Origin of the sequence: Kribbella sp. NPDC051770 (assembly GCF_040681455.1) — a bacterium.
In the GTDB taxonomy this organism is placed as follows: domain Bacteria; phylum Actinomycetota; class Actinomycetes; order Propionibacteriales; family Kribbellaceae; genus Kribbella.
This window is the reverse complement of record NZ_JBFAYT010000003.1, coordinates 661,689-681,409: the sequence shown is the minus strand read 5'-3', so window position 1 is coordinate 681,409 and position 19,721 is coordinate 661,689. Positions and strand designations below refer to the sequence as shown.

The 19,721-nt window shown below is 70.1% G+C and carries 18 protein-coding genes; 11 read left to right on the top strand and 7 right to left on the bottom strand.

Annotated elements, in window-relative coordinates; genetic code table 11:
- Positions 1 to 79: 79 nt before the first annotated feature.
- Positions 80 to 2,713: a glycoside hydrolase family 97 catalytic domain-containing protein gene (locus tag AB0M01_RS14650; RefSeq protein WP_363669368.1), complete on the bottom strand. Its 2,634-nt coding sequence runs from the start codon at positions 2,711 to 2,713 to the stop codon at positions 80 to 82.
- A 131-nt stretch (positions 2,714 to 2,844) separates the two neighbouring features.
- Positions 2,845 to 3,930, bottom strand: a complete 1,086-nt coding sequence (locus tag AB0M01_RS14645; protein WP_363669366.1) for a LacI family DNA-binding transcriptional regulator — start codon at positions 3,928 to 3,930, stop codon at positions 2,845 to 2,847.
- 92 nt (positions 3,931 to 4,022) lie between these two features.
- Here AB0M01_RS14645 and AB0M01_RS14640 point away from each other — a divergent pair, with 92 nt between their 5' ends.
- Genes AB0M01_RS14640 through AB0M01_RS14615 form a run of 6 tightly spaced genes read left to right on the top strand, consistent with a single transcriptional unit; the run spans position 4,023 to position 9,280 of the window.
- Positions 4,023 to 4,919, top strand: coding sequence for a sugar ABC transporter permease (locus AB0M01_RS14640; protein WP_363669364.1), 897 nt, complete (start codon positions 4,023 to 4,025; stop codon positions 4,917 to 4,919).
- Positions 4,919 to 5,734 (top strand): carbohydrate ABC transporter permease, encoded by an 816-nt coding sequence (locus AB0M01_RS14635; RefSeq protein WP_363669362.1) that lies wholly within the window; start codon positions 4,919 to 4,921, stop codon positions 5,732 to 5,734. The genes AB0M01_RS14640 and AB0M01_RS14635 overlap by 1 nt, the downstream gene beginning before the upstream one ends.
- Before the next feature lie 16 nt (positions 5,735 to 5,750).
- Positions 5,751 to 7,106, top strand: coding sequence for an extracellular solute-binding protein (locus AB0M01_RS14630; protein ID WP_363669360.1), 1,356 nt, complete (start codon positions 5,751 to 5,753; stop codon positions 7,104 to 7,106).
- 12 nt (positions 7,107 to 7,118) lie between these two features.
- Positions 7,119 to 7,742: a hypothetical protein gene (locus AB0M01_RS14625; protein ID WP_363669358.1), complete on the top strand. Its 624-nt coding sequence runs from the start codon at positions 7,119 to 7,121 to the stop codon at positions 7,740 to 7,742.
- Positions 7,742 to 8,425 (top strand): MgtC/SapB family protein, encoded by a 684-nt coding sequence (locus tag AB0M01_RS14620; RefSeq protein ID WP_363669356.1) that lies wholly within the window; start codon positions 7,742 to 7,744, stop codon positions 8,423 to 8,425. The genes AB0M01_RS14625 and AB0M01_RS14620 overlap by 1 nt, the downstream gene beginning before the upstream one ends.
- 12 nt (positions 8,426 to 8,437) lie before the next feature.
- The gene (locus AB0M01_RS14615; RefSeq protein ID WP_363669354.1) at positions 8,438 to 9,280 is read left to right on the top strand and encodes a hypothetical protein; all 843 of its coding nucleotides are present in this window, start codon (positions 8,438 to 8,440) and stop codon (positions 9,278 to 9,280) included.
- On the opposite strand, the gene AB0M01_RS14610 is transcribed toward AB0M01_RS14615, so the two are convergent.
- On the bottom strand, positions 9,277 to 9,648 hold the full coding sequence (locus tag AB0M01_RS14610) for a VOC family protein (protein ID WP_363669352.1): 372 nt from the start codon (positions 9,646 to 9,648) through the stop codon (positions 9,277 to 9,279). The genes AB0M01_RS14615 and AB0M01_RS14610 overlap by 4 nt on opposite strands.
- A 57-nt stretch (positions 9,649 to 9,705) precedes the next feature.
- A complete protein-coding gene (locus AB0M01_RS14605; protein WP_363669350.1) occupies positions 9,706 to 10,335 on the bottom strand; it encodes a DUF2461 family protein in 630 nt (209 codons plus the stop codon).
- Between the two features lie 135 nt (positions 10,336 to 10,470).
- Between AB0M01_RS14605 and AB0M01_RS14600 the strand changes: the two genes are divergently transcribed.
- The 4 genes from AB0M01_RS14600 (at position 10,471) to AB0M01_RS14585 (ending at position 14,268) form a co-directional block, all read left to right on the top strand.
- Positions 10,471 to 11,190 carry a hypothetical protein gene (locus AB0M01_RS14600; RefSeq protein WP_363669348.1) on the top strand — a complete coding sequence of 240 codons (720 nt, stop codon included), beginning with the start codon at positions 10,471 to 10,473 and terminating at the stop codon, positions 11,188 to 11,190.
- 79 nt (positions 11,191 to 11,269) lie between these two features.
- A complete protein-coding gene (gene sigJ, locus AB0M01_RS14595; RefSeq protein ID WP_363669346.1) occupies positions 11,270 to 12,148 on the top strand; it encodes an RNA polymerase sigma factor SigJ in 879 nt (292 codons plus the stop codon).
- A 63-nt stretch (positions 12,149 to 12,211) separates the two neighbouring features.
- Positions 12,212 to 13,141: an RNA polymerase sigma factor SigJ gene (gene sigJ / locus AB0M01_RS14590; RefSeq protein ID WP_363669344.1), complete on the top strand. Its 930-nt coding sequence runs from the start codon at positions 12,212 to 12,214 to the stop codon at positions 13,139 to 13,141.
- A gap of 38 nt (positions 13,142 to 13,179) precedes the next feature.
- Positions 13,180 to 14,268 carry a lipocalin-like domain-containing protein gene (locus AB0M01_RS14585; RefSeq protein ID WP_363669342.1) on the top strand — a complete coding sequence of 363 codons (1,089 nt, stop codon included), beginning with the start codon at positions 13,180 to 13,182 and terminating at the stop codon, positions 14,266 to 14,268.
- Between the two features lie 14 nt (positions 14,269 to 14,282).
- On the opposite strand, the gene AB0M01_RS14580 is transcribed toward AB0M01_RS14585, so the two are convergent.
- Together AB0M01_RS14580 and AB0M01_RS14575 are read right to left on the bottom strand one after the other, a co-directional pair.
- Positions 14,283 to 14,843 (bottom strand): NAD(P)H-dependent oxidoreductase, encoded by a 561-nt coding sequence (locus AB0M01_RS14580; protein ID WP_363669340.1) that lies wholly within the window; start codon positions 14,841 to 14,843, stop codon positions 14,283 to 14,285.
- Positions 14,844 to 14,916: 73 nt separating this feature from the next.
- The gene (locus AB0M01_RS14575) at positions 14,917 to 15,780 is read right to left on the bottom strand and encodes an RNA polymerase sigma-70 factor (RefSeq protein WP_363669338.1); all 864 of its coding nucleotides are present in this window, start codon (positions 15,778 to 15,780) and stop codon (positions 14,917 to 14,919) included.
- A 156-nt stretch (positions 15,781 to 15,936) separates the two neighbouring features.
- Here AB0M01_RS14575 and AB0M01_RS14570 point away from each other — a divergent pair, with 156 nt between their 5' ends.
- Positions 15,937 to 16,794, top strand: a complete 858-nt coding sequence (locus AB0M01_RS14570; RefSeq protein WP_363669336.1) for a carotenoid biosynthesis protein — start codon at positions 15,937 to 15,939, stop codon at positions 16,792 to 16,794.
- 4 nt (positions 16,795 to 16,798) lie between these two features.
- Here AB0M01_RS14570 and AB0M01_RS14565 read toward each other — a convergent pair whose 3' ends face one another.
- Positions 16,799 to 19,633, bottom strand: coding sequence for a CHAT domain-containing protein (locus AB0M01_RS14565; RefSeq protein ID WP_363669334.1), 2,835 nt, complete (start codon positions 19,631 to 19,633; stop codon positions 16,799 to 16,801).
- Positions 19,634 to 19,721: the final 88 nt, after the last annotated feature.

Here is a 19,721-nt window from a genome sequence, read left to right as displayed (position 1 = left end):
CCGAGCATGGACGATTCGATGATGTTGCGAAGGGCCACGATCCCCGCCGGAGCGGGAATCGTGGCCCCGGGCTGGAGGATCAGCGGACGACGCTGACCCGGTCGATCCCGACCGCCGCCGACGAGGCCGACTTCACCCGGATCACGTTCGACCCCGTGGTCAGGGCCAGGCCGAGCGTCTTGGTTGCCACGGCTGTCGCCGACCCGGTCGCGGGCAGCGTCACGGTGGTCGCCGTACCGCCGTTCACCTGGACCTGCACGGTCTGGGCGGTTGCGCTGGCGTAGTCCAGCCGGACGGTGTGGTTGCCCGCCGACGACGCCGTCACCAGGTTGACGTCGAGCGTGCCGCTGCCGCTCAGCGACTTCACGAACGTGCCACCCGAGCAACCGGCGCACGCGGCCGTCGCGGCGCCGCCGGCCAGGGTGTTCCCGGCCGCCTCCGCCTCGGTCGCCCGTTCGATCGTCAGCGCGTCGATGTCCGGCGCGAACGCGCTCGGGTTGTCGAACTTGATCGTGTTCGACCCCGCGACCAGCGGGACGTCGACCGACCACTTGTTGACGAACTCCCAGCCGCCCGAGTCCGGCAGGTTCGCCGTGGTCAGCACCGTGCCGTTGACGGTGATCCGCACCGAGCGCGGGTCGGCCGAGGTGTAGGTGAACGTCATCCGGTGCGTGCCCGCGGTCGAGGCGGTGACGCCGTTGAACTGGACCGAACCGCCGGACCCGACGTTGCCGACCTTCGAGCCCGTCGAGCAGCCCTTGCAGGCGTCGACCGACGCCGCACCCGCGCGGGTGTTGGACCCCGACTCCGCCTCGTACCGGGTGTCGGCACTGCCGATCTGCGCGAGCGGCGTCTGCGAGATGTGCACCGACACTCCCCCGGACGCGATCATCGGCAGCGACAGCGTCGTCGCGCTCGTCACCGACTGCGTGCTGACCTGGACCCGGCCGGACGCGTTGTCGGAGAAGATCGTCGCCGTGTAGGTCCCCGCCCCGAGGAACGACAGCGGCACCGACGCCGTACGGGCCGGGGACGTCATCCCGGCGACGAACCAGTCCGCGCCGGAGCGCCTGGCCAGCGTGATGTGGTCACCCGGGAAACCCTCGACGACCTTCGTCTCGTCCCACTTGGTCGGGATCACCCGCATCAGGTGGCGGCCCGGCCACTGCCCGTACGCCGCGGCCGAGTCGGCGTAGTTGATCATGCCGGTGTTGTAGACGATCGCCTGCGCGAGCGTGTGGCCCTGCGTGAGCACCGACGCGTTCTGCGAGATCATCGCCGGCGTGTAGTCCATCGGGCCGATCGGGCCACGGGTGAACGGGTAGGTCACGTCCGCGGCGGCGGTCGTCGGCGGCGGGTACTTGTAGTGCTCGGTCCCGGCGACGGCCTCGGACGTCAGCACCCACGGCCAGGTCCGGTTCTCGCCGCCCGGTTTGGTGCTGCCGTGCAGGTCGAGCATCATCTGGTTCGCGCCGGCCGCGTCGCCGATCGACTGGTACCAGCGCTGCACGGCCTGCGAGTCGTTCAGGAAGAAGTCGACCTTCAGCCCGGCGACGCCGTACGCCTTGTGGTCGACGACGAGCTGGTTCGCCTGCGCCGGCGTCTGCCCGGCGTCGGCGGTGACCCAGGCGAACACCTTCACGCCCTTCTGGGCGGCGTACGCCGAGATGGCGGGCAGGTCGACCGCCGGGGTGTAGCAGCAGTCGACGGTCACGTACTCGAAGCCCATCTCCGCGGCGAAGTCGACCATCTGCTTCTGCTTGCTGAGGTCGGACGCGCTGTCCTCGTCGGTGTACCAGGACCAGGCCGCGCGGCCCGGCTTCACCCAGGACGGCGTACTCGCGGCCGGTGGGTTGAGGTGCTGGACGAGGTCGGAGTTGTAGAGCACGTCGAGGTTCGGGGCGATGATCGCCACCCGCCACGGTGTCTGGAACGGGTAGGTGCTGGCCATCGGGAAGCCCTGGTCCGGCGTACGGGAGAGCTTGAGCAGGCCGGTGCCGAGCCCGTCGCCCTCGAGCATGCCCGGGGCGTAGCTGGCGTTGGAGTTGTAGACGTTGGCTTCGCTGATCAGCGTGAAGTACGCATTGTTGTTGATCGAGGCGAGCGCGGGCATGGTCAGGTCGACGCCGGAGTTGAGCTGCGCGGCGTTGCGGTAGATGTAGTCCTGCTCGTAGTTGGCGTTCCAGGGCGCGGCCCAGCCTCCGGTTGTCACCGGCAACCGGAAGCCGGTCGACTCACCGGTGATCGACATGTTGCCACTGCCCGGAAGCACGTAGCGGAAGGCGATCCCGTCGTTGTCCGCGCGGACGACGAGCTGCATCGTCGCGCCGCTCTTGGTGTAGGTCAGCGTCAGCTGGCGGCCGTCGTTCAGGTAGCTGGGCTTGGTCCCGGCGGGCAGCGAGTAGGTCTCGGTGACGACCGAGCGCGCCTCCCCGGCGTACGTGAGACCGGAGGTGAAGTCGACACCGCTGGTCGAGATCCCGAGCGGCGAGTCCCCGAAGATCGTCGTCGACCCGGTCACGACGCTGTAGGTCAGCCCACCACCCGGCTGATCGGTCACGGTGATGTTGGTCAGCCCGTCGGGCGAGGTCAGGGTGTGCGTGACGAGTGCGTTCGCCGGGGTCGCAGGAAGCAACGGTAGACCGACCGCAAGCGCCGCGACCAGCACCACCGCCGGCTTCGCGAGACGCCTGAGTCTCTGGGAGATCTGCATGGTTTTCCCTTGGTCGTTGGCCAATGTGCCTGTCGACCGGTGGGCCCACCGGCAGTCCGAGAGTACGGACGCCCAGCGGCGTCGAGAATGCGCCAATCGCACCCAGACATGGACGATCCGCCGCACTTGCCCTAGCTCGCGGACTTGCTCCTGCTCGCGGGGAGTGCGCGGGTCCGGGCCGGGCCGGTGGTCTTGCCGCGGTGCAGGGTGGACTGGATCGTGCGGTGCTGGGCCGGGCGGCCGCGGTCGGCCAGGCGGTCCATGATCAGGTCCACGGCCAGGGCGGCGGCCTCCTCGTGGGACTGGGCCATCGCGGTCAGGTCGAGCTGCGGGATGTCGTCGAAGAGGACCGCGTTGAAGCAGGCGACCGACATGTCCCGCGGTGCCTGGAGGCCGGCCGCTTCCAGCGCGGTCAGCGCGCCGACCCCGCCCCAGCCGGACAGCGCGATCACCGCCGTGACCTCGGGGTTCGTCTGGAGCAGGAGCGCGGTCGCCTTGGTGCACTCGTCGAGGTCGTAGCCGGCGTCGACGTGCAGCAGCTTCAGGTCGTGCCGCTCGGCCGCCTGCGCGATTGCGGCCAGGCGGGCCTCGGCGCTGAAGTGGTTGCGTACGGCAAGGACGGCGACGTGCTGGTGGTTCAGCGTGGCGAGGTGCTCGAACAGGGCGTCGGCGGAGCGCTGCTCGTCGACCTGCACGGAGTCGACCCCCGGCACCTGCCGCCAGCAGGTCGCCGTGGGCACCCGGTTCGCGACCTTGCTGATCGTCTCCGGGGGCAGCTTCCCGCTGCCGATCACCAAGCCGTCGACCTGCAGCGACAGCAGGGTGTCGAGCCCGGCCCGCTCGGAGTCGACGTCGAGGTTGCCGGTCACCGTCAGCACCCGGTACGCATGATGGGTCGCCCGCTCCTGCAGGCCGACGATCAGGTGCGAGTACCCCGGGTCGGTCACCTTGCGGATCAGCGCGCCGATCGTCTTGCTCCGCCCGGTCACCAGCGTGCGCGCCGCGGTGTTGGGCCGGTAGCCGAGCCGCTCGGCGGCCGCCAGCGCCTGACTCCGCGCCGCCTCGCTCACCGACCCGGTCCCGGTCAGCGCCCGCGACACCACCGAGCGGGACAGCCCGGCCTCGGCCGCCACGTCGAGGATGGTCGGCCGCGGCTTGCCTTCACCGGCTGGCATCGTTCCCATTCCGGCGGTGTCGTCTCCGGTCTCTGCGCTCACGCTGGGAACGATACCCCACTGTTCACTTGACAGGTGGGACGCGCGGTCCATACTGGGTACGTTCCCAATTGGGTACGTTCCCAAGGAGTGAAATGACCCGCACACTGCACCTCGCGCGCCGCCGGGACCAGCTCGTCGGGTCGGCCGCGATCGTGCCGGCCCTGGTCCTGTTCGCGGTGTTCGTCTTCTACCCGCTGGTGAAGACGGTCGTGCTGAGCCTCAGCGGCACCGACCTGTTCGGGCGCTCGACCGGGCTGGTCGGCTTCGACAACTTCAGCGCCCTGGCCGGCGACCCCGCGTTCGGCCAGACGATGCGGGTCACCGCACTGTTCACGCTCGGCGTCGTCGTACTGCGGCTGGTCTGCGGCATCGCGATCGCCGCACCGCTGGCGACGAAGCTGCGCGGGCAGCCCGTGTTCCGTGCCCTGCTCACCTCGCCGATGGCGGCGTCGGTGGCGACCGGTTCGGTCGCCTTCGCCGCGATGCTCAACCCGGGCGTCAGCATCGTCAACGCGATCGTCGTCGCCCTCGGCGGCTCCCCCGTCGAGTGGCTGACCAGTACGACGTGGGCGCTGCCCAGCGTCATCGTCGCCACGGTGTGGGGTGAGCTGGGCTTCACCGTGCTACTGCTGACCACCGCGTTCGCCAACGTCGACGAGCAGGTGCTGGAGGCGGCCCGGATCGACGGCGCCTCGTCGTGGCGGATCTTCCGGTCGATCACGCTGCCGCTGGTCACACCGACGCTGTTCTTCCTGCTCGTCACCGGCACGGTCGCCGCGCTGCGCACGTTCGGCCAGATCCAGATCCTGACCAAGGGCGGGCCGTCGAGCTCGACCACGACGCTCGTCTACAACATCTACACCGCGGCCTTCGGCTCCGGCGGTGCCGACCTGGCCGCCGCGTCGGCGATGGGACTGGTGCTGTTCGTCATCGTGCTCGCGATCTCCGGCCTCCAGTTCGGCGTCCTCGAGAAGCGGGTGAACTACTGATGCGCGCAGCCGGTCGTACGGCGACCTACCTGTGGCTGACCGTCGCGTCCGTCGTGATGGTCTTCCCGCTGTACTACGTCTTCGTCGGCGCGTTCGTCCCGACGTCCGAGCTGGTCCAAGGCGTCCGGGGCCTGTTCCCGGCGCACCCCACCCTGGACAACTTCCGCGACGCCACCACGCTGGTCCCGCTGGGCCGGCAGTTCGTCAACAGCGTGCTGGTGACGCTGGCCCAGACGACCGGGCAGTTCGTGATCAGCGTGCTGTCGGCGTACGCGCTGGTTTTCTGCAACCTCCGCGCGGCCAGGGCGCTGTTCCTGGTCATCCTCAGCACGCTGATGATCCCGGCGGAATCGATCATCGTCGCCAACTACCTGACCATCTCATCCTTGGGCCTGCAGGACACACTGACCGCGATCTTCCTGCCGTTCCTGGCGTCGGCGTTCGAGATCTTCCTGCTCCGACAGGCGTTCCTGAGCTTCCCGCGGGAGATCCACGAGGCCGCCAAGCTCGACGGCGTCGGCCACCTGCGCTTCATCGGCGCGATCCTGCTGCCGCTGACCAAACCGGTGGCGACCAGCGTGATCCTGATCAGCGCCATCAACGCCTGGAACGGCTACTTCTGGCCGCTGCTGGTCACCGACTCCCCCACCACCCGCACCGTCCAGCTCGGCATCGCCCAGCTCAACGACGCCGAGGCCAGCAACCTCGGTGTCGTCCTGGCCGGCGACGCGCTGGTGACGCTTCCTGTCCTGCTGCTCGTCCTGCTCGGACAGCGGTTCCTCGCCACCGGCCTCACCGCCGGTGCGATCAAGTAGCTCCAAGGAGACCCTCATGCGACCCCGTCAGCTCCTCATCCGTGCCGCCGCGCTCAGCGGCGTCGCGGCCCTGGCCGCCTGCTCGAGCAGTACGACGCCGGACACCGCCGCGCGAGACGCGTCCGGCGCGGTGCAGGTAAGCCTGTGGCACTCCGCGTCCGGTGCCGCCGCCGAGACGCTCGCCCAGCTCGTCGACCAGTTCAACGCCGGCCACCAGGGCAAGATCGCGGTGACCGCGTCCTTCCAGGGCTCGTACGCCGACGCGCAGACGAAGTACACCGCGGCCGTACAGTCCGGGAAGACGCCGTCGATCATGATGATGAACGACGTCAGTACCCAGTTCATGATCGACTCCCAGCAGACCGTGCCGGTCTCGACGTTCACCGGCGCCGACAAATCCTTCGACGCGGCAACGATCCCGACGCCGGTCAAGAGCTACTACAGCGATGCCGACGGCAACTTGCTGTCGATGCCGTTCAACGCCTCCCAGCCGATCGTGTACGTCAACAACGCGCTGATCACCAAGGCCGGTCTCGATCCCAGCCGGGTCCCGACCACCTGGAGCGGTCTGGCGGCGTGGGCGAAGCAGATCAAGGCCAGGACCGGCGCCCACGGGTTGGCGATGACGTTGACCGACTCCTGGATGATCGAGGAGCTCAGCGCCACCGCCGGGGTCGAGTTCTGTACGCCGCGCAACGGCCGCTCCAGCGACCGGGCGACCGCGGTCAGCCTCAGCGACCCGAAGCAGCTCGCCCTGCTCGGGCAGCTGCAGGACCTGTACACGTCGGGCGCGGCGTTCAACGCGGGCGCCGGCAGCAGTGCGCTGAACAACGCGTTCGCGAGCGGGAAGGTCGCGATGATGATGGCCTCCACCGGCGCGTTCGGCACGATCAAGAAGGACAGCTCGTTCCCGCTCACCGTCGCCGCGTTCCCGAAGGTGTCCGACACGGCCGACGCGGGAGTTGTCGTCGGCGGGGCGTCGTTGTGGATCGACGCCGTCGGGCACAGCAAGGACGAGCAGCAGGCGTCGTACGAGGTGCTGAAGTACCTGCAGTCCGCGTCCGTGCAGGCGCGCTGGGCGCAGGCGACCGGGTTCCTGTCGGTCAACACCGGTAGTGCGGAGTTGCCTGAGGGCAAGGCTCTGCTTGCGCAGCCCGCGTTCGCCGCGATGTACAAGCAACTGGCGGAGACTCCCGCCAACACCGTGACGGCCGGCTGCCGGATGGGCCCGTACACCGCGGTCCGCGGCGCCGTGATCTCCAACGTCAACAAGCTGCTCGCCGCCGACCAGACTCCTGCGCAGACTGCCCAGGCCTCCCAGGAGGCGGCTGCATCGATCCTCGCCGACTACGCCAAGCGCATCCAGAAGTAGAAGGACGACTCCATGACCTCACCCCGCTACCGCTACGGCCTCTTCCTCCGCCCGCCGGCGAAGCTCGCGAGCATCCAGGCGCAAACTCATGCTCTGCTCCGCGCACAGTTCGGGCTCGTTGCCGCCGGCGCCTTTCCGCCGCACGTCACGATCCTCGGGCACGTCGCGACCGATGCCTCCGACAACGACATGGTCGCCGCCGCCGCGGCAGCTGTCGAGGGTTTCGGTGCGGTGCCGGTGCACAACCGCGGGCTTGCGCCGTACCACGGCGGGATCTGCCACGACGTCGGCTCGCTGGCCTCCGGCGAACCGAACCCGGCGCTGCTCGAGCTGTTCCGTGCGGCCCGGAAGCATCTCGACCCGCTGCGGACGCCGCTCGGCCCGGCGTACCGGGGTGGGGTGAAGGAGGAGGACGAGTTCTACGGGCACATGTCGCTGGCCGGGCACGACCTGACCCGGCGGCCCGACCTGTTCGCGGAGGTGCTGCGGTTCCTCACCGACCTCGACATCGGTGCCCCCGGCGACTACGTGTTCGACGTCGTCTCGCTCTACCGCTTCGAGACGCGGACCGGCTGGGACGGGCCTTGGTGGGAGACCATGACCTGGACCCTCCTCAGCTCGCACCGCCTGCCGTGATGCCGATGCAGTGGGCCCAGCAACTCGGTCTCCTGGCCGGGCTCGCGCTGGCCGTGGTACTGGGTGCCGCGGTCGGCACCGAGCGCCAGTTCCGGTCGAGCAACAGTGGGATCCGCACCCACTCGCTCGTTGCGCTGGGCGCTGCGGTCTTCACCGCCTCCGGCACGCTCGTCGGGGCGGCCGGCAGCTCTCTCGACCCGTCGCGGATCGCGGCCCAGGTGGCGTCCGGCGTCGGCTTCCTCGGCGCCGGTCTCATCTTCGTCCGCCGCGACACCGTCCGCGGGCTCACCACCGCGGCATCGCTCTGGCTGTCCGCGGCCATCGGTGTCGCGGCGGGCGCGAACCTGATCCTGATCGCCGTCGCGGCCACCGCCTGCCACTTCTTCGTCGTCCTGGTCCTCCCCCACGTCCCCCGCCTCGTCCTCCGCCGCCGCTACTTCTCGGCGACCGTCACGATCCGCTACCCCGACGGCCACGGCGTACTGCGCGGAGTCCTCGCGGCCCTGACCACCGAAGGCTGGACCATCGACAACTTCGACATGCGCCACGACGAGACCCGGCACACCGTGCACGCCACCCTGCACGTCCACGGCCAGGGCACCAGAGCCGACCTGATCGACCGCGTCGAGGCTCTCGACGGCGTCACCACGATCGAACTCGGCGACACCCACGCCCCCGCCTGACATCCTGGGCGGATGAGCGCCGCCGAGTGGGCCGATCAGCAGGTTGCTGCTGTTCGTGATGATCCGTTGGGGCGGTTGGCGCTGATGCAGCGCTGCTACTGCGGGCCGTACGGGAGGGCGCCGCGGCATCTGCCGTTCCGGCGGGCTGCTACGGCGGCGATGCGGTGGGAGCTGGCGCGGGGCGTGCTGCTCCCGGGCGGGAGTCCGTGGTGGCGGGCGGTGAACGAGCAGATCCTGCGGGACGGGTGCGAGGCGGTGGCGTTGACGGGTGACCTGCCGGGTACGCCGTCCTCGCGGGCGGTCGGGTTTTGGCAGTCGTTCGCGCAGTACCCGACGTCGCGGGCCTGGTGGCGGGCGCACAACGCGAGTGTGGTGACGGCGTACGCGACGTACCGGGAACTGGCGGCCGAGGAGACGCTCGCCGAGCGGTTCTTCATGAACGTGGTGCTGTGCCGGGTGCTCTACACGCACGCACTGGCGGCCGCGCCGCGGATCGCGTTGAGCTGGCTGGCTCCGATTGGTCCGCTGCTGGGTGATCCCCGGCTGGGGATGGCGGGGATCTTCCTGCAGCTGGCCCGTGTTCTACCCGACGACTATCCACTTGCCGAGGACCCGCACTTCTACATCCGCCAGGAACTCACCCTCGGCCGCCTGCTCGACTACGGCCTGATCGTCCCCCGGCTCCGACAGCTCTACGACTGGTCCGCCGCAGAACTCGGCGTCCCCGAGCTCACCCAGTGGGCCGAGCCCAACGCCCTCTCGTACGCCATGACCGCCACCGAGTGGCGCATGTGGGAGCCCCAGTCGCGAGCCCTCGTCCGACTAGTACGCCGCGCGCTGCCGGCGGGGTTCTAGAACCCCGGCAGGAACAGGCAGAACACGTGCCCGGCCGGATCCGCCATCACGCGGACTCCGTCGCGTTGCGGTTGCCAGCTCATGGTCGTCGCGCCGGCTTCGACCGCCTGCTGCTCGGCGGCTTGCAGATCCTCGACCTGGAAATCGAGGTGGAGCTGCATCTGCTGCTGGCCCGGCTCGCTCGGCCACGCGGGAGCGGTGTGGTTGGGCTCGCGCTGGAACGAGAGTTTGCTGCTGCCCTCCGGGCCGCGCAGCGACACCCACTCGTCGCCGCTCTGCACGATCTCCCAGCCGAGCAAGCGCCGGTAGAACTCCGCCAGCGCCCGCGGATCAGGCGCGTCCAGCACCACACCACTCAACGGAACCACGAGGCCTCCTCCGGTCGGGCTCTCGTCCAGCGGTGCCCATCGGAGCCCGCGCGAAACTCACTGCGGGGCGACGTTCTTCTGGAGCCAGTGGGTGAGCGGACGGAGCTGGGTGAAGGCGGTGAGGACGTGGTCGGCGGCCTCGGGGGTATGGAGCCACGGCTCGCAACCCAGTGGGCGGCTCGCGATGAGGGATTTGTGGCGCGGCAGGCTCGCTCGGGGGTGGTCGGGTGGGGATCCCCGGAGGGGGCGTTTGAGTTGGTCGCCGGTGATGGTGAAGCCGTCGCGTTCCAGGGAGCGCAGGATGGTGACGAGGCGGCGGCCGGGGCCGTCGGCTGCTACGGCGGTGCGGTAGCGGTCGATCTGGGGTGATGGGGCGTACCACCAGCAGAGGGCGACGGTCAGGCCGTCCAGGTCGAAGCGGACGGTGAGCTCGACGTTGCGGGCCATTCGGACGATGGCGTGCTGGCGTTGCCAGGCCTGGAGGATGACCTCGCCGTAGCCCCAGACCGAGAAGTCCTCGTACGCCGGATCGGCGTCGGCCACCACGTTCAGCAGCGCGATCATCGGCTCGCGGACCAGCGCCTCCCGGTCGCGCCGGCACGCGCGGCGGGTGTCGGCCGACGGCTCGCCTTCGAGCTGGAGCAGGACGTCGAACGCCGCCGAAGGCCAGCCGATGAAGTCGCTCACCCGGTCAGGCTAACGAGGACCACCGACAAGACGACCTCACGATCGCGAACGCTGCCCGGTCTTAGGGGGCGACAGCGCGAGAGAAGTGGGGACGACGATGCGGACCGAAGGTACGGCGTACGGCGTGGAGCGGTCGTGACGCACGCGATCACCGGTGGGGCGGCCGCGACCCTCGCGGAGATGCTGGACGAGCGACGGCACCTGCTCGACGTGGGGGTGCGGATCCTCGACTCACCGGTGATGGCCGAGAAGGTGATCCGGGAGACGTACCGGCGCTGGTACGCCGTCGACGACGACGCGCGCGCCGCGATCCCCGCACCGCGGGACTGGCTGACCAGAGTCACCGCGGAGATCTGCCGCGAGCTGCTCCCGACCGTCGCACAACAGCAGCCGACAGCCCCGGACAACGCCATGCCGCCGGCTCGGCCCGACCAGCCGAGGCGGCTCGTGCTCGATCAGCACACTGCGCTCGTGCACTGTTTCGCCGCCGCGTGCGAGCGCGGTGACGCGACGCAGCTCGCAGCCCTGCTCGCCGATGACGCGGAGATGGTGATCGACGGCGGCGGCCGGCTTCGCGCCGCGATCCGCCCGATCCGCGGTGCCCGCGAGGCCGCCGAGCACATCGCCACCCTCCTGGCCGGGCAGCTCTGCAACGTCGAGCGCGTCAACGACCGGGCCGGTCTGGTACTGCGGCGGGCGGGTCAGGCCGTCGGAGTCGTCAGCCTGAACCTGACGCCGGCCGCGGGCACGGCAGCGAACCTCGCCGCGGCCGAGGTGACCACCGTCTGGATCGTCCTGAACCCGGACAAGCTCCGCAACTGGCAGTCCCTGACCGATGGCCGGCGTTCTGGCTGACGGGCTGCTTCGGTGTTGGACATCCCCGGCGTCCGGCGCCACGATGAGGGCGGAAGGCAACAACGTCCGAGGAGTCGAAGTGACCGGCGCGGAGCTCACCGATGCGGTGACGGTGTTCGAGGCCGCCCGGGCCCGCCTGTTCGGCATCGCCTACCGGCTGCTCGGCAGCGTCGCCGACGCCGAGGACGTCGTCCAGGACACCTGGATCCGCTGGCAGCGCACCGATCGTACGGTGGTCAACAACCCCGAGGCGTTCCTCGTCACCACCGCGAGCCGGCTCGCGCTGACCGCGGCGACCTCCGCGCGTGCGCGCCGTGAGCTGTACGTCGGCCCGTGGCTGCCCGAGCCCGTCCCCAGCGGGGAGGACACCGAGCAGACGATCGAACGCGGTGAGGCGCTGGAGCTAGCTCTGCTCCTGCTGCTCGAGCGCCTCACACCGCCGCAGCGCGCGGTGTACGTCCTGAAGGAAGCGTTCGACTACCCGTACCGGCAGATCGCGGAGTTCCTCGACATCACCGAGGAGTACGCCCGCCAGCTAGGCCGTCGCGCCCGTGGGCACATCGCACGTGAGCGCGGCGTCCGCGTCGCGCCGGATGAGCGCGACCGGCTGCTCCGGGCGTTCCTGGCCGCGGCTCAGCGCGGGGATGTCGAGCAGCTGCAGACGATGCTCGCAGAGAAGGCGATCGCGTACTCCGACGGTGGCGGCGTGGTGACGGCGGCGCAGAAGCCGGTCACCGGGCGCGAGCGCGTGGCGACGTACATCGCCCGGACGGTCGCGATCTACGGCCAGGGCGCGGACGTGCGGCTCGTCGAGGCGAACGGCCAGTACGTCGTACTGGTGTCGAAGGGCGGCGAACCGATCGCCGCCTGCTGGGTCGACGCCTCCGCGGACGGCATCGACCGGGTCTGCATGCTGATGAATCCGGCCAAGCTGGCCACCCTGGCCGCCGCTGTGTGAGGCCCGGCACACCGGTGTCACGGATCCGTTCCCCGCGCAGTCTGAAGGGGGAAGGAGGACGCGATGACACCCACGCAGGACGCCGAGGTGCTCGACGAGCGACGGCACCTGGTCTCGCTGGCGTTCCGGATGCTCGGGACCGTCAGCGAGGCCGAGGACGCGGTCCAGGAGACTTACATCCGCTGGTACCGGCTGAGCCAGGACGAGCGGGACGCGATCGAGAATCCCCAGGCCTGGTTGACCCGCGCGGCGAGCCGGATCTGTCTCAACGTGCTGGCCTCCGCGCGGCACCGGCGGGAGCAGTACGTCGGTCCGTGGCTTCCGGAGCCGGTCCCGGCGTACTCGTTCTCCGCGCCGACGCTGTCGTCCGACACGCCGCTCGAACAGGTGACCCTCGACGAATCGGTCAGTACGGCGTTGCTCGTCGTGCTCGAGTCGATGACCCCGGCCGAACGCGTCGCGTTCGTGCTGCACGACGTCTTCGCGGTCCCCTTCGACGAGATCGCCGAGATCGTCGGACGCTCACCGGCCGCGTGCCGCCAGCTCGCGACCTCGGCTCGCCGCCGGGTGCAACGCGACCGGACCAGACACGCGTCGCGCGCCGAGCACGACGAGGTGGTCCGAGCCTTCGCGGCGGCAGCGCAGGCCGGTGACCTGGCCGGCCTGGTCAGCGTGCTCGACCGCCGCGTGGTGCTGCGCTCCGACGGTGGCGGCGTCGTCACCGCGGCCCGGCACCCGGTCGTCGGGACGGACAAGGTGGCGCGGCTCCTTTTCGGTGCCCTGCGCAAGTACTCCGACGCGGCGGTCCGGCTGCAGCAGCTGCCGGACGGGCTCGGTCTCGCCTTCCGGACCGGGGATCGCGTCGTCGGCGTGGTCACGCTGGACGTCGCGGCCGGCCTGGTCACCGGCGTCCGGATGACGCTGAACCCGGGCAAGCTGACGCTCTGGAACCGGACCTCACAAACCGCCCCAGCACCCGGTCTTGCCTGTTGACGGCGCGGCTGAGCGCGCCGCGATCGGAGAGGCAGACCGTGACGACGACCCACACCGCGAGCATCGCGGACAGCGACCTGGACTACCGGCGGATCGGGATCAGCCGGGACAAGATCGCCGCCTGGGAGGACGGCGCCCGCACCGACGGCCGGAGCGGGACGTACGAGTGGTGGTACTTCGACGCCCACCTCGACGACGGCGCGAAGCTGGTCGTCATCTTCATGACCAAGGACCTGTCGGCGCCGAACAAGCCGCTGACGCCGATGATCCGGCTGAACCTCGACCTGCCCGACGGCCGCAGCCGCAGCTTCATCCGGACCTTCGCCGCCGAGTCCTACTCGGCCGCGACCGAGCACGCCGACGTACGGATCGCCGGGAACCGCTTCACCGGTGACCTGACCCACTACGAGATCGACGCGGAGATCGACGACGTCAGGGTCCAGGTCACGCTGGACGCACAGATCCGGCCGTGGCGGCCGCACACCGGCTACATCGTGTTCGGCCCGGAGCGCAACGAGGAGCTGTCCTGGTTGCCGGCGGTCCCGCAGGGCGCTGTCCAGTGCACGTACGAGGTGGACGGCGTCCGCACCGAGACCAGCGGCGTCGGCTACCACGACCACAACTGGGGCAACATCGGGATGACGTCGATCATCAACGACTGGTACTGGGCGCGCGGGCAGGCCGGGCCGTACTCCGTGATCGCGTCGTACATCACCGCGCACAAGAAGTACGGCTTCGACCCGGTCCCGATCTTCATGCTGGCCCGCGACGGCGAGATCATCGCCGACGACGCCGAGTTCGTCACCTTCGAGGCCTCCGACGTGTACACCGACGCCACGACCGGCAAGCCGGTCGCGAACGTCACGCGGTACAGCTACGACGACGGCGACGACCGGTACGTCGTCACCTGCACCCGCCGGCGCGACCTGGTCGCGAACACCTTCGTCGAGCAGATGGAGGGCTGGCGCAAACTCGCCGCCAAGCTGGTCGGCTTCGACGGCGCCTACCTGCGCTTCACCGGTGACATCACCGTCGAGCGCTGGTCGGGCACCGAGCTCGTCGAGTCGTTCAGCGACGAGGCGATCTGGGAGCTGATGTACTTCGGCCACGCCCGCGCCGCCGGGTAGTCAGAGCTCTGTCGTCAGGCCGAGCGCAGTACGGCCAGTGCGCGGCTCCACTCGGCGACCTCGTCGAGTACGCCGGTGAGCTGGTCCGCGCGGTGCTCGGCCGGCTGGAAGTCGGCGTAGTCCTGGAAGTCGGTCAGCGTCGACAGCGCCAGGTGGTTGCGCACGTCGGCGAGCTTCAGCGCGCCGGCGACCAGCCGCAGCGTCTCCGCGGCGCGGGTGCCGCCGTCCAGGCCGTACGAGACGATGCCGAGCGCCTTGTTGTGCCACTCGGCGTACAGGAAGTCGAGCGCGTTCTTCAGCGACGCGGGCAGCGAGTGGTTGTACTCGGGCGTGACGATCACGAAGCCGTCGTACCCGGCGATCAGCTCGGCCCAGGCCCGGGTGTGCGGCCGCGTGTACTGACCCGATGCCGCAGGCAACGGTTCGTCGAGCTGCGGCAGCGCTTGCTCGCGCAGGTCGATCAGCTCGTACGCCGCGTCGCCGCGCTTGCTCGCGAGCTGGTGCACCCACTGGCCGACCTGTTCGCCGACGCGGCCCGGGCGGGTGCTGGCGATGATGATCGCGATCCTGATCACAGCAGTCTCCTGTCGATTGGTTGTCCACTGAAGACTGCGCGGGGACGACCGTTCGTGACTGCTGTGCGCCGACTCACACCAGCTCGGCGACGCCGGTCAGCTTCTCCGGGTTCGACACCAGCATCAGCCGCTCGATGCCGATCGCGGTCGCGTCGATGGCCGCCAGCAGCACCGGTACGCCGTCCTGCGTGATCAGCAGCGCGGGCCGGCCGTTGACCTCGACCACCGCGTCGGTCGTCCCGGGGCTGAACTTCTCGACGATCCCCGCGATGAACCGGGCGACGTCGGTGCGGCCGTGGATCGGCACCCGGGCCGCCGTGACGATCCCGCCACCGTCGGAGTACGAGACGGCGCTCGCGGCCAGCATCTTCTCCAGCTGCGCGAGATCACCGGTACGGGCCGCGGCCAGGAACGCGTCGAGCAGCCGGCGGTGCTCGGCCGCGTCGACCGGCAGATGCCGCTGCTTCTCCAGATGCGCCCGGGCGCGCTTGTTCAGCTGCCGGGCGTTCGGCTCCGACGTCTCCAGCACCTCCGCGATCAGGCGGAACGGGTAGTCGAACGCCTCCCGCAGGATGTACGCCGCCCGCTCGCGCGGTCCGAGCCGCTCGAGCAGCATCAGGACGGCGAGGTCGACCGCCTCGGAGCGCTCGGCGCCGAGCAGCGGGTCGGCCGCCGTACTGAGTGGTTCGGGCAGCCACGGACCGACGTACACCTCACGCCGGGCCCGCGCCGAGGTCGCGGCGGTGATCGCCAGCCGGATCGTGGTCTTGGCCAGGAAGCCCGGCGCGTTGCGGATGCTGTCCGGATCGGTCCGGTTGAACCGCAGCCAGGCGTCCTGCACGACGTCCTCGGCGTCCGCGACGCTGCCCAGCATCCGGTAGGCGATACCGAACAGGCGTGGCCGGACCTGGTCGAACCTGACGTCTACCTCGCTCATGCTGCCTCTCGCGGTCTGGTCGCTGTCCTGTCGTACCTAGACCACGCAGCCGTGCCGGTTCGTGACAGCTGCGAAGGATCTCACACTGCGTCACGAACGGCGCCCGCTCGGCAGTCCTTTCTGTGTCCGAACCATCTGCCAAGAGCGAGGGTTGTCATGACCGCTGTCCAAGGTCCCGCAGCGACCAAGCTGCTGTGGGTCGCCACCACCGCGTTCCTGCTCGTCGTCGGGCTGGCCGAGCTGATGCCGGCCACCGTCTACTACGCGCTGTCCACCGTGATCCAGCTGGTGTTCGTCGCGGTGCACGCGATCCCCCGGTACGGGTGGCGCGGCATCGTCACCTTCTTCGTGGTGTCGATCGTGATCAGCAACCTGCTCGAGAACCTGAGCATCAAGACCGGCTTCCCGTTCGGCTGGTACCACTACACCGACGGCCTCGGCCCGAAACTGTTCCTGGTCCCGATCATCATCGGCCCGGTCTACGCCGCGACCGGCTACCTGGCCTGGACGATCGGCACCATCCTGCTCGGCGACGTACGCCGTGGTTCCAGCTGGCTCACCACGATCGGTACCCCGGTCGTCGCCTCGTTCGCGATGGTCCTCTGGGACCTGGCCATCGACCCCACCCAGTCCACGATCAACGAGAACTGGATCTGGCACCACAGCGGCGGCTACTTCGGCGTTCCCCTGGTGAACTTCCTCGGCTGGTCGCTGTGCGTGTACCTGTTCTTCCAGGTCTTCGCGCTCTACCTGCGCCGCCGCAGCCCGCAGACGCTGTCGGCCCCTTCGCCGAGCAAGGGGTACCTGGTCGCCGCGGTCCTCGGGTACGGCGTACTGGCGTGGCGCTTCGTCAACGTCTACCTCGTCGCCGAGCACAAGACCGTCACCGACCAACTCGGCCAGACCTGGCGGACGGCCGACATCTACGAGACGTCGGTGATCACGATGATCTACGGGATGGGCTTCCTGACGATCCTCGCGCTGCTGAAGATCGCCCAGCGCTCGCGCCGGTGAGGGTCTACCGGCCGAGATGGAGGTGAGCAGCCCAGCGGGTGGGCTGCCCGGGATGGCGATCCCGCTCGCCGCGGACGGCGTGGTGCAACGCTGTCGCCACGCCGTCGTCCAGTGCCGGAACCGCGCCGTCGCGGATGAGGTTGCGGTAGAACTCGCCGGCCATGCTGGTCGCCGCCTGGTCGGCGATCGGCCACAGCGTGCCGATCACCGCGCGGTAGCCGGCCAGCTGGAAGGCCGCCGCGAGGTGGGCTGCTTCGTCGGCGTGGTTGGCCGGCGTACCGGTGGTGCTGCAGGCGGACAGGTAGGCGAACTCGCCGTGATCGAGCCGGAGCGCCGCGATCGCGGGCAGGGTGAGCGGGCGGTCCCGCAGCAGCAGCCTGCTCCTGGCGGGTTCGCGGAGATCGGCGACGCCGTGGCAGGCGAAGTGAGCGATCGAGTGCGCCGGAAGGGCCGCCCGTACGGCGTCGTAGGTGGCTCCCGGGACGACCTCGGCCTCGGGGACGAGGCGGACGATCTCCGCCGCCTCGTCCAGGACGGCGCCGAGGTGCTTGCTGTCCGGCGCGTCCGGCACGGCGACGACCACGACCTTCGTCCGCTGCGGGTCCGCGGTACGCCGGGCGTGCCGGAGCGCGCGGATCGTAGGCGTGTACGACGAGATCACGCGATCCATCACCGAGTCGCCACCGATGTGCCGACCGGCGCTGTGCAACGGAATCCGAGTCGCCGCGCCCACCGGGCACCACCACAACCGCGGCCAGTCGTCGGTTGGTCCGAGCTGACGCAGCACCGGTTCGGCGACCTCGTCCCAGAGCCGCCCGAGGATCGCGCTGATCTCGTCCTGCGCTCCACCCTGTGCTGCGGCGTCCAGCTGCCCCGCCATCGCAGTCGCCGCCTGCTCGGTGAACGCCGGCAGGTCGACCACCGTGACGTCGTCGCGCACGATCAGCGCTTTGCCGCCGAGAGCCGACGGTACGACGTACACGATCGCGCCGGTTGCGGCCTCCCGGTTCAGCTCGGCGAACGCGGGCGGGGCAAGAAACCCCTCCAGCCCCGCCCGCGCGCGGATCGTGGTCAGCAGCTCCTGCCACTGCCCGGCGAGCGCAGCCCGACGCCGCGCCAACTCCTCGTAGCCGCCGGCCACCAGCGACACCTCGAACCCACGAGCCCCCGCGGAGCCCTCCGCGTGGTCGACCGCATCGATCTCCGCGCGCAGCCGGTCGAACTCGGCGACCAGGTCCGGCGCCGCGGCAACCAACTCGTCGCTCTCCCCGCGGATGTCGAAGCTGTCCGCCAGCAGCAGACCCCGCGTCTGCTCCAGCAGCTCCACTGCTCGCTCCGGCCGCCCAGCAGCGACCGCCGCAACGGCCGCGGTTGCGGCGAGTCCGCCCAACCCGGCGTACTGATGATGACGATCCATCCACCCGGCCCGGCGCGAAGTCCCCAGCTCCTTCACCGCCTGCTCGACGAGCTCCACAGCCTGCTCGGCCCGCCCGGCCAGCACCGCGAGCTCAGCCGCCATCACCGCGTGAGCACGAAACCCGCCACTCCCCCGAGCCAGCCCGGCCGCCCGCACCGCACTCTGATGGGCCAGCACCAGGTCGGTCTCGCTCCCGGTCTCCTCGTAGCGTGTGCGCTGGATGGCCGCCATCACCGAGAAGTCCTCGACCCGGTCCTGACGATCCACCGGCTTGATCAGCAGCGCGATCCAGATCCGCCGCCGCGCCTTCCGCAGATCCCGCGCCGATCCCAGCCGGACGTGCCGCACGTACAGCGCTTTGCCCCAAGCATTCAGGCAAGCATGCCGGTGCCGCTTGCTCCTCAGCTGCGCGAAGAACTCCCGCCGACTCACCTTGACCGCCTCGTTCAGCGGCCCGCGTCCGCCGTCCAGCATCGTCAATCCGGCCGACAGGTTCCGGACCAGGTCCACCCGCGCCGCTCGATCCCGCCGTGGGACGATCGCCAGCGCCTCGCGGGTCACCCCCACCGCCTCCACGAAGCCGTCGTTGCGCCGTACGGCCGACTGGAAGAGCACCAACGACAACGCCGCCAGCGAGTACCCCCGCTGCCGGCGCGACCCGCGCAGGAACGTGTCCGTCCTGGTGATTCCCACCGCCTCGTCCAGCGGTGCGACATCCCCCCGAACCTCCGCCAGCGCCCCCAGCCCGAGAATCAACCGCGCCTGGTAGGCCCCGGTCTCCCGCCGAGCCTGCTTCGCGGCAACCACCGCGTCGCGAAAGAGCTGCACGCACTCCTCCACCGCACCGACGTCGCGCCCGGCCCGCCCGAACAGAAAGATCCCCAGGTTCGACAACTCGTCCGGCCGCCGCGGATCCCCCGCCTGACTGAGTGCAACCGCCTCCCGCCCGACCTGCACGGCTTCGTCGTCCACAACCGGCACGATCCCCTGCACCTTGTGCAGCATCAGGTTCAGCTGATGCGTGTGCAGCCGATCCAACCGCTCCGGATCCCCCGCTGGAGTGAGCCGCAGCGCCTCGCGCCCGGCCTCCACCGCCTCGACCACCGCCGCCCGGTTCCCCGGCCGCTCCTTGCCCGAAGCAACAACCTGAGCCTGCAGCACCCGCGCCACCTCGAACAACCGCCGCGCCCGGTCCGCCCCGTCCCCGCCGACCGAGGAAGCCACCCCCGGCCGGACCACCACGTCGCGCACCGACTGGCGTCCGACCTTCACCCCCAGCAGCGCCACCACGACCGCGATCACCTTGACCCACCAGGGCCACCCCACCACCAGCGCGACGACGAGCCCGGCGATCCCGAGCAGCGTCAACGGCCCGCACCCGACCCGGATCCGCTCTTCCTGGGTAACCTCCGGGCCAGTCACGACCAGCAACGATGAACGGTCACGCTCCGGATGTCAACGCTGACTCCGCGCTGCGTCGGAGGGGAGCACAGGTAAGAACGTCCGCCAG

Coding starts and splice junctions, on each gene's coding strand:
- AB0M01_RS14635 (WP_363669362.1), top strand. CDS start 4,919: ATGCGCGCAGCCGGTCGTACGGCGACCTACCTGTGGCTGACCGTCGCG.
- AB0M01_RS14650 (WP_363669368.1), bottom strand. CDS start 2,713: ATGCAGATCTCCCAGAGACTCAGGCGTCTCGCGAAGCCGGCGGTGGTG.
- AB0M01_RS14570 (WP_363669336.1), top strand. CDS start 15,937: ATGACCGCTGTCCAAGGTCCCGCAGCGACCAAGCTGCTGTGGGTCGCC.
- AB0M01_RS14575 (WP_363669338.1), bottom strand. CDS start 15,780: ATGAGCGAGGTAGACGTCAGGTTCGACCAGGTCCGGCCACGCCTGTTC.
- AB0M01_RS14615 (WP_363669354.1), top strand. CDS start 8,438: ATGAGCGCCGCCGAGTGGGCCGATCAGCAGGTTGCTGCTGTTCGTGAT.
- AB0M01_RS14630 (WP_363669360.1), top strand. CDS start 5,751: ATGCGACCCCGTCAGCTCCTCATCCGTGCCGCCGCGCTCAGCGGCGTC.
- sigJ (WP_363669344.1), top strand. CDS start 12,212: ATGACACCCACGCAGGACGCCGAGGTGCTCGACGAGCGACGGCACCTG.
- AB0M01_RS14620 (WP_363669356.1), top strand. CDS start 7,742: ATGCCGATGCAGTGGGCCCAGCAACTCGGTCTCCTGGCCGGGCTCGCG.
- AB0M01_RS14625 (WP_363669358.1), top strand. CDS start 7,119: ATGACCTCACCCCGCTACCGCTACGGCCTCTTCCTCCGCCCGCCGGCG.
- AB0M01_RS14640 (WP_363669364.1), top strand. CDS start 4,023: ATGACCCGCACACTGCACCTCGCGCGCCGCCGGGACCAGCTCGTCGGG.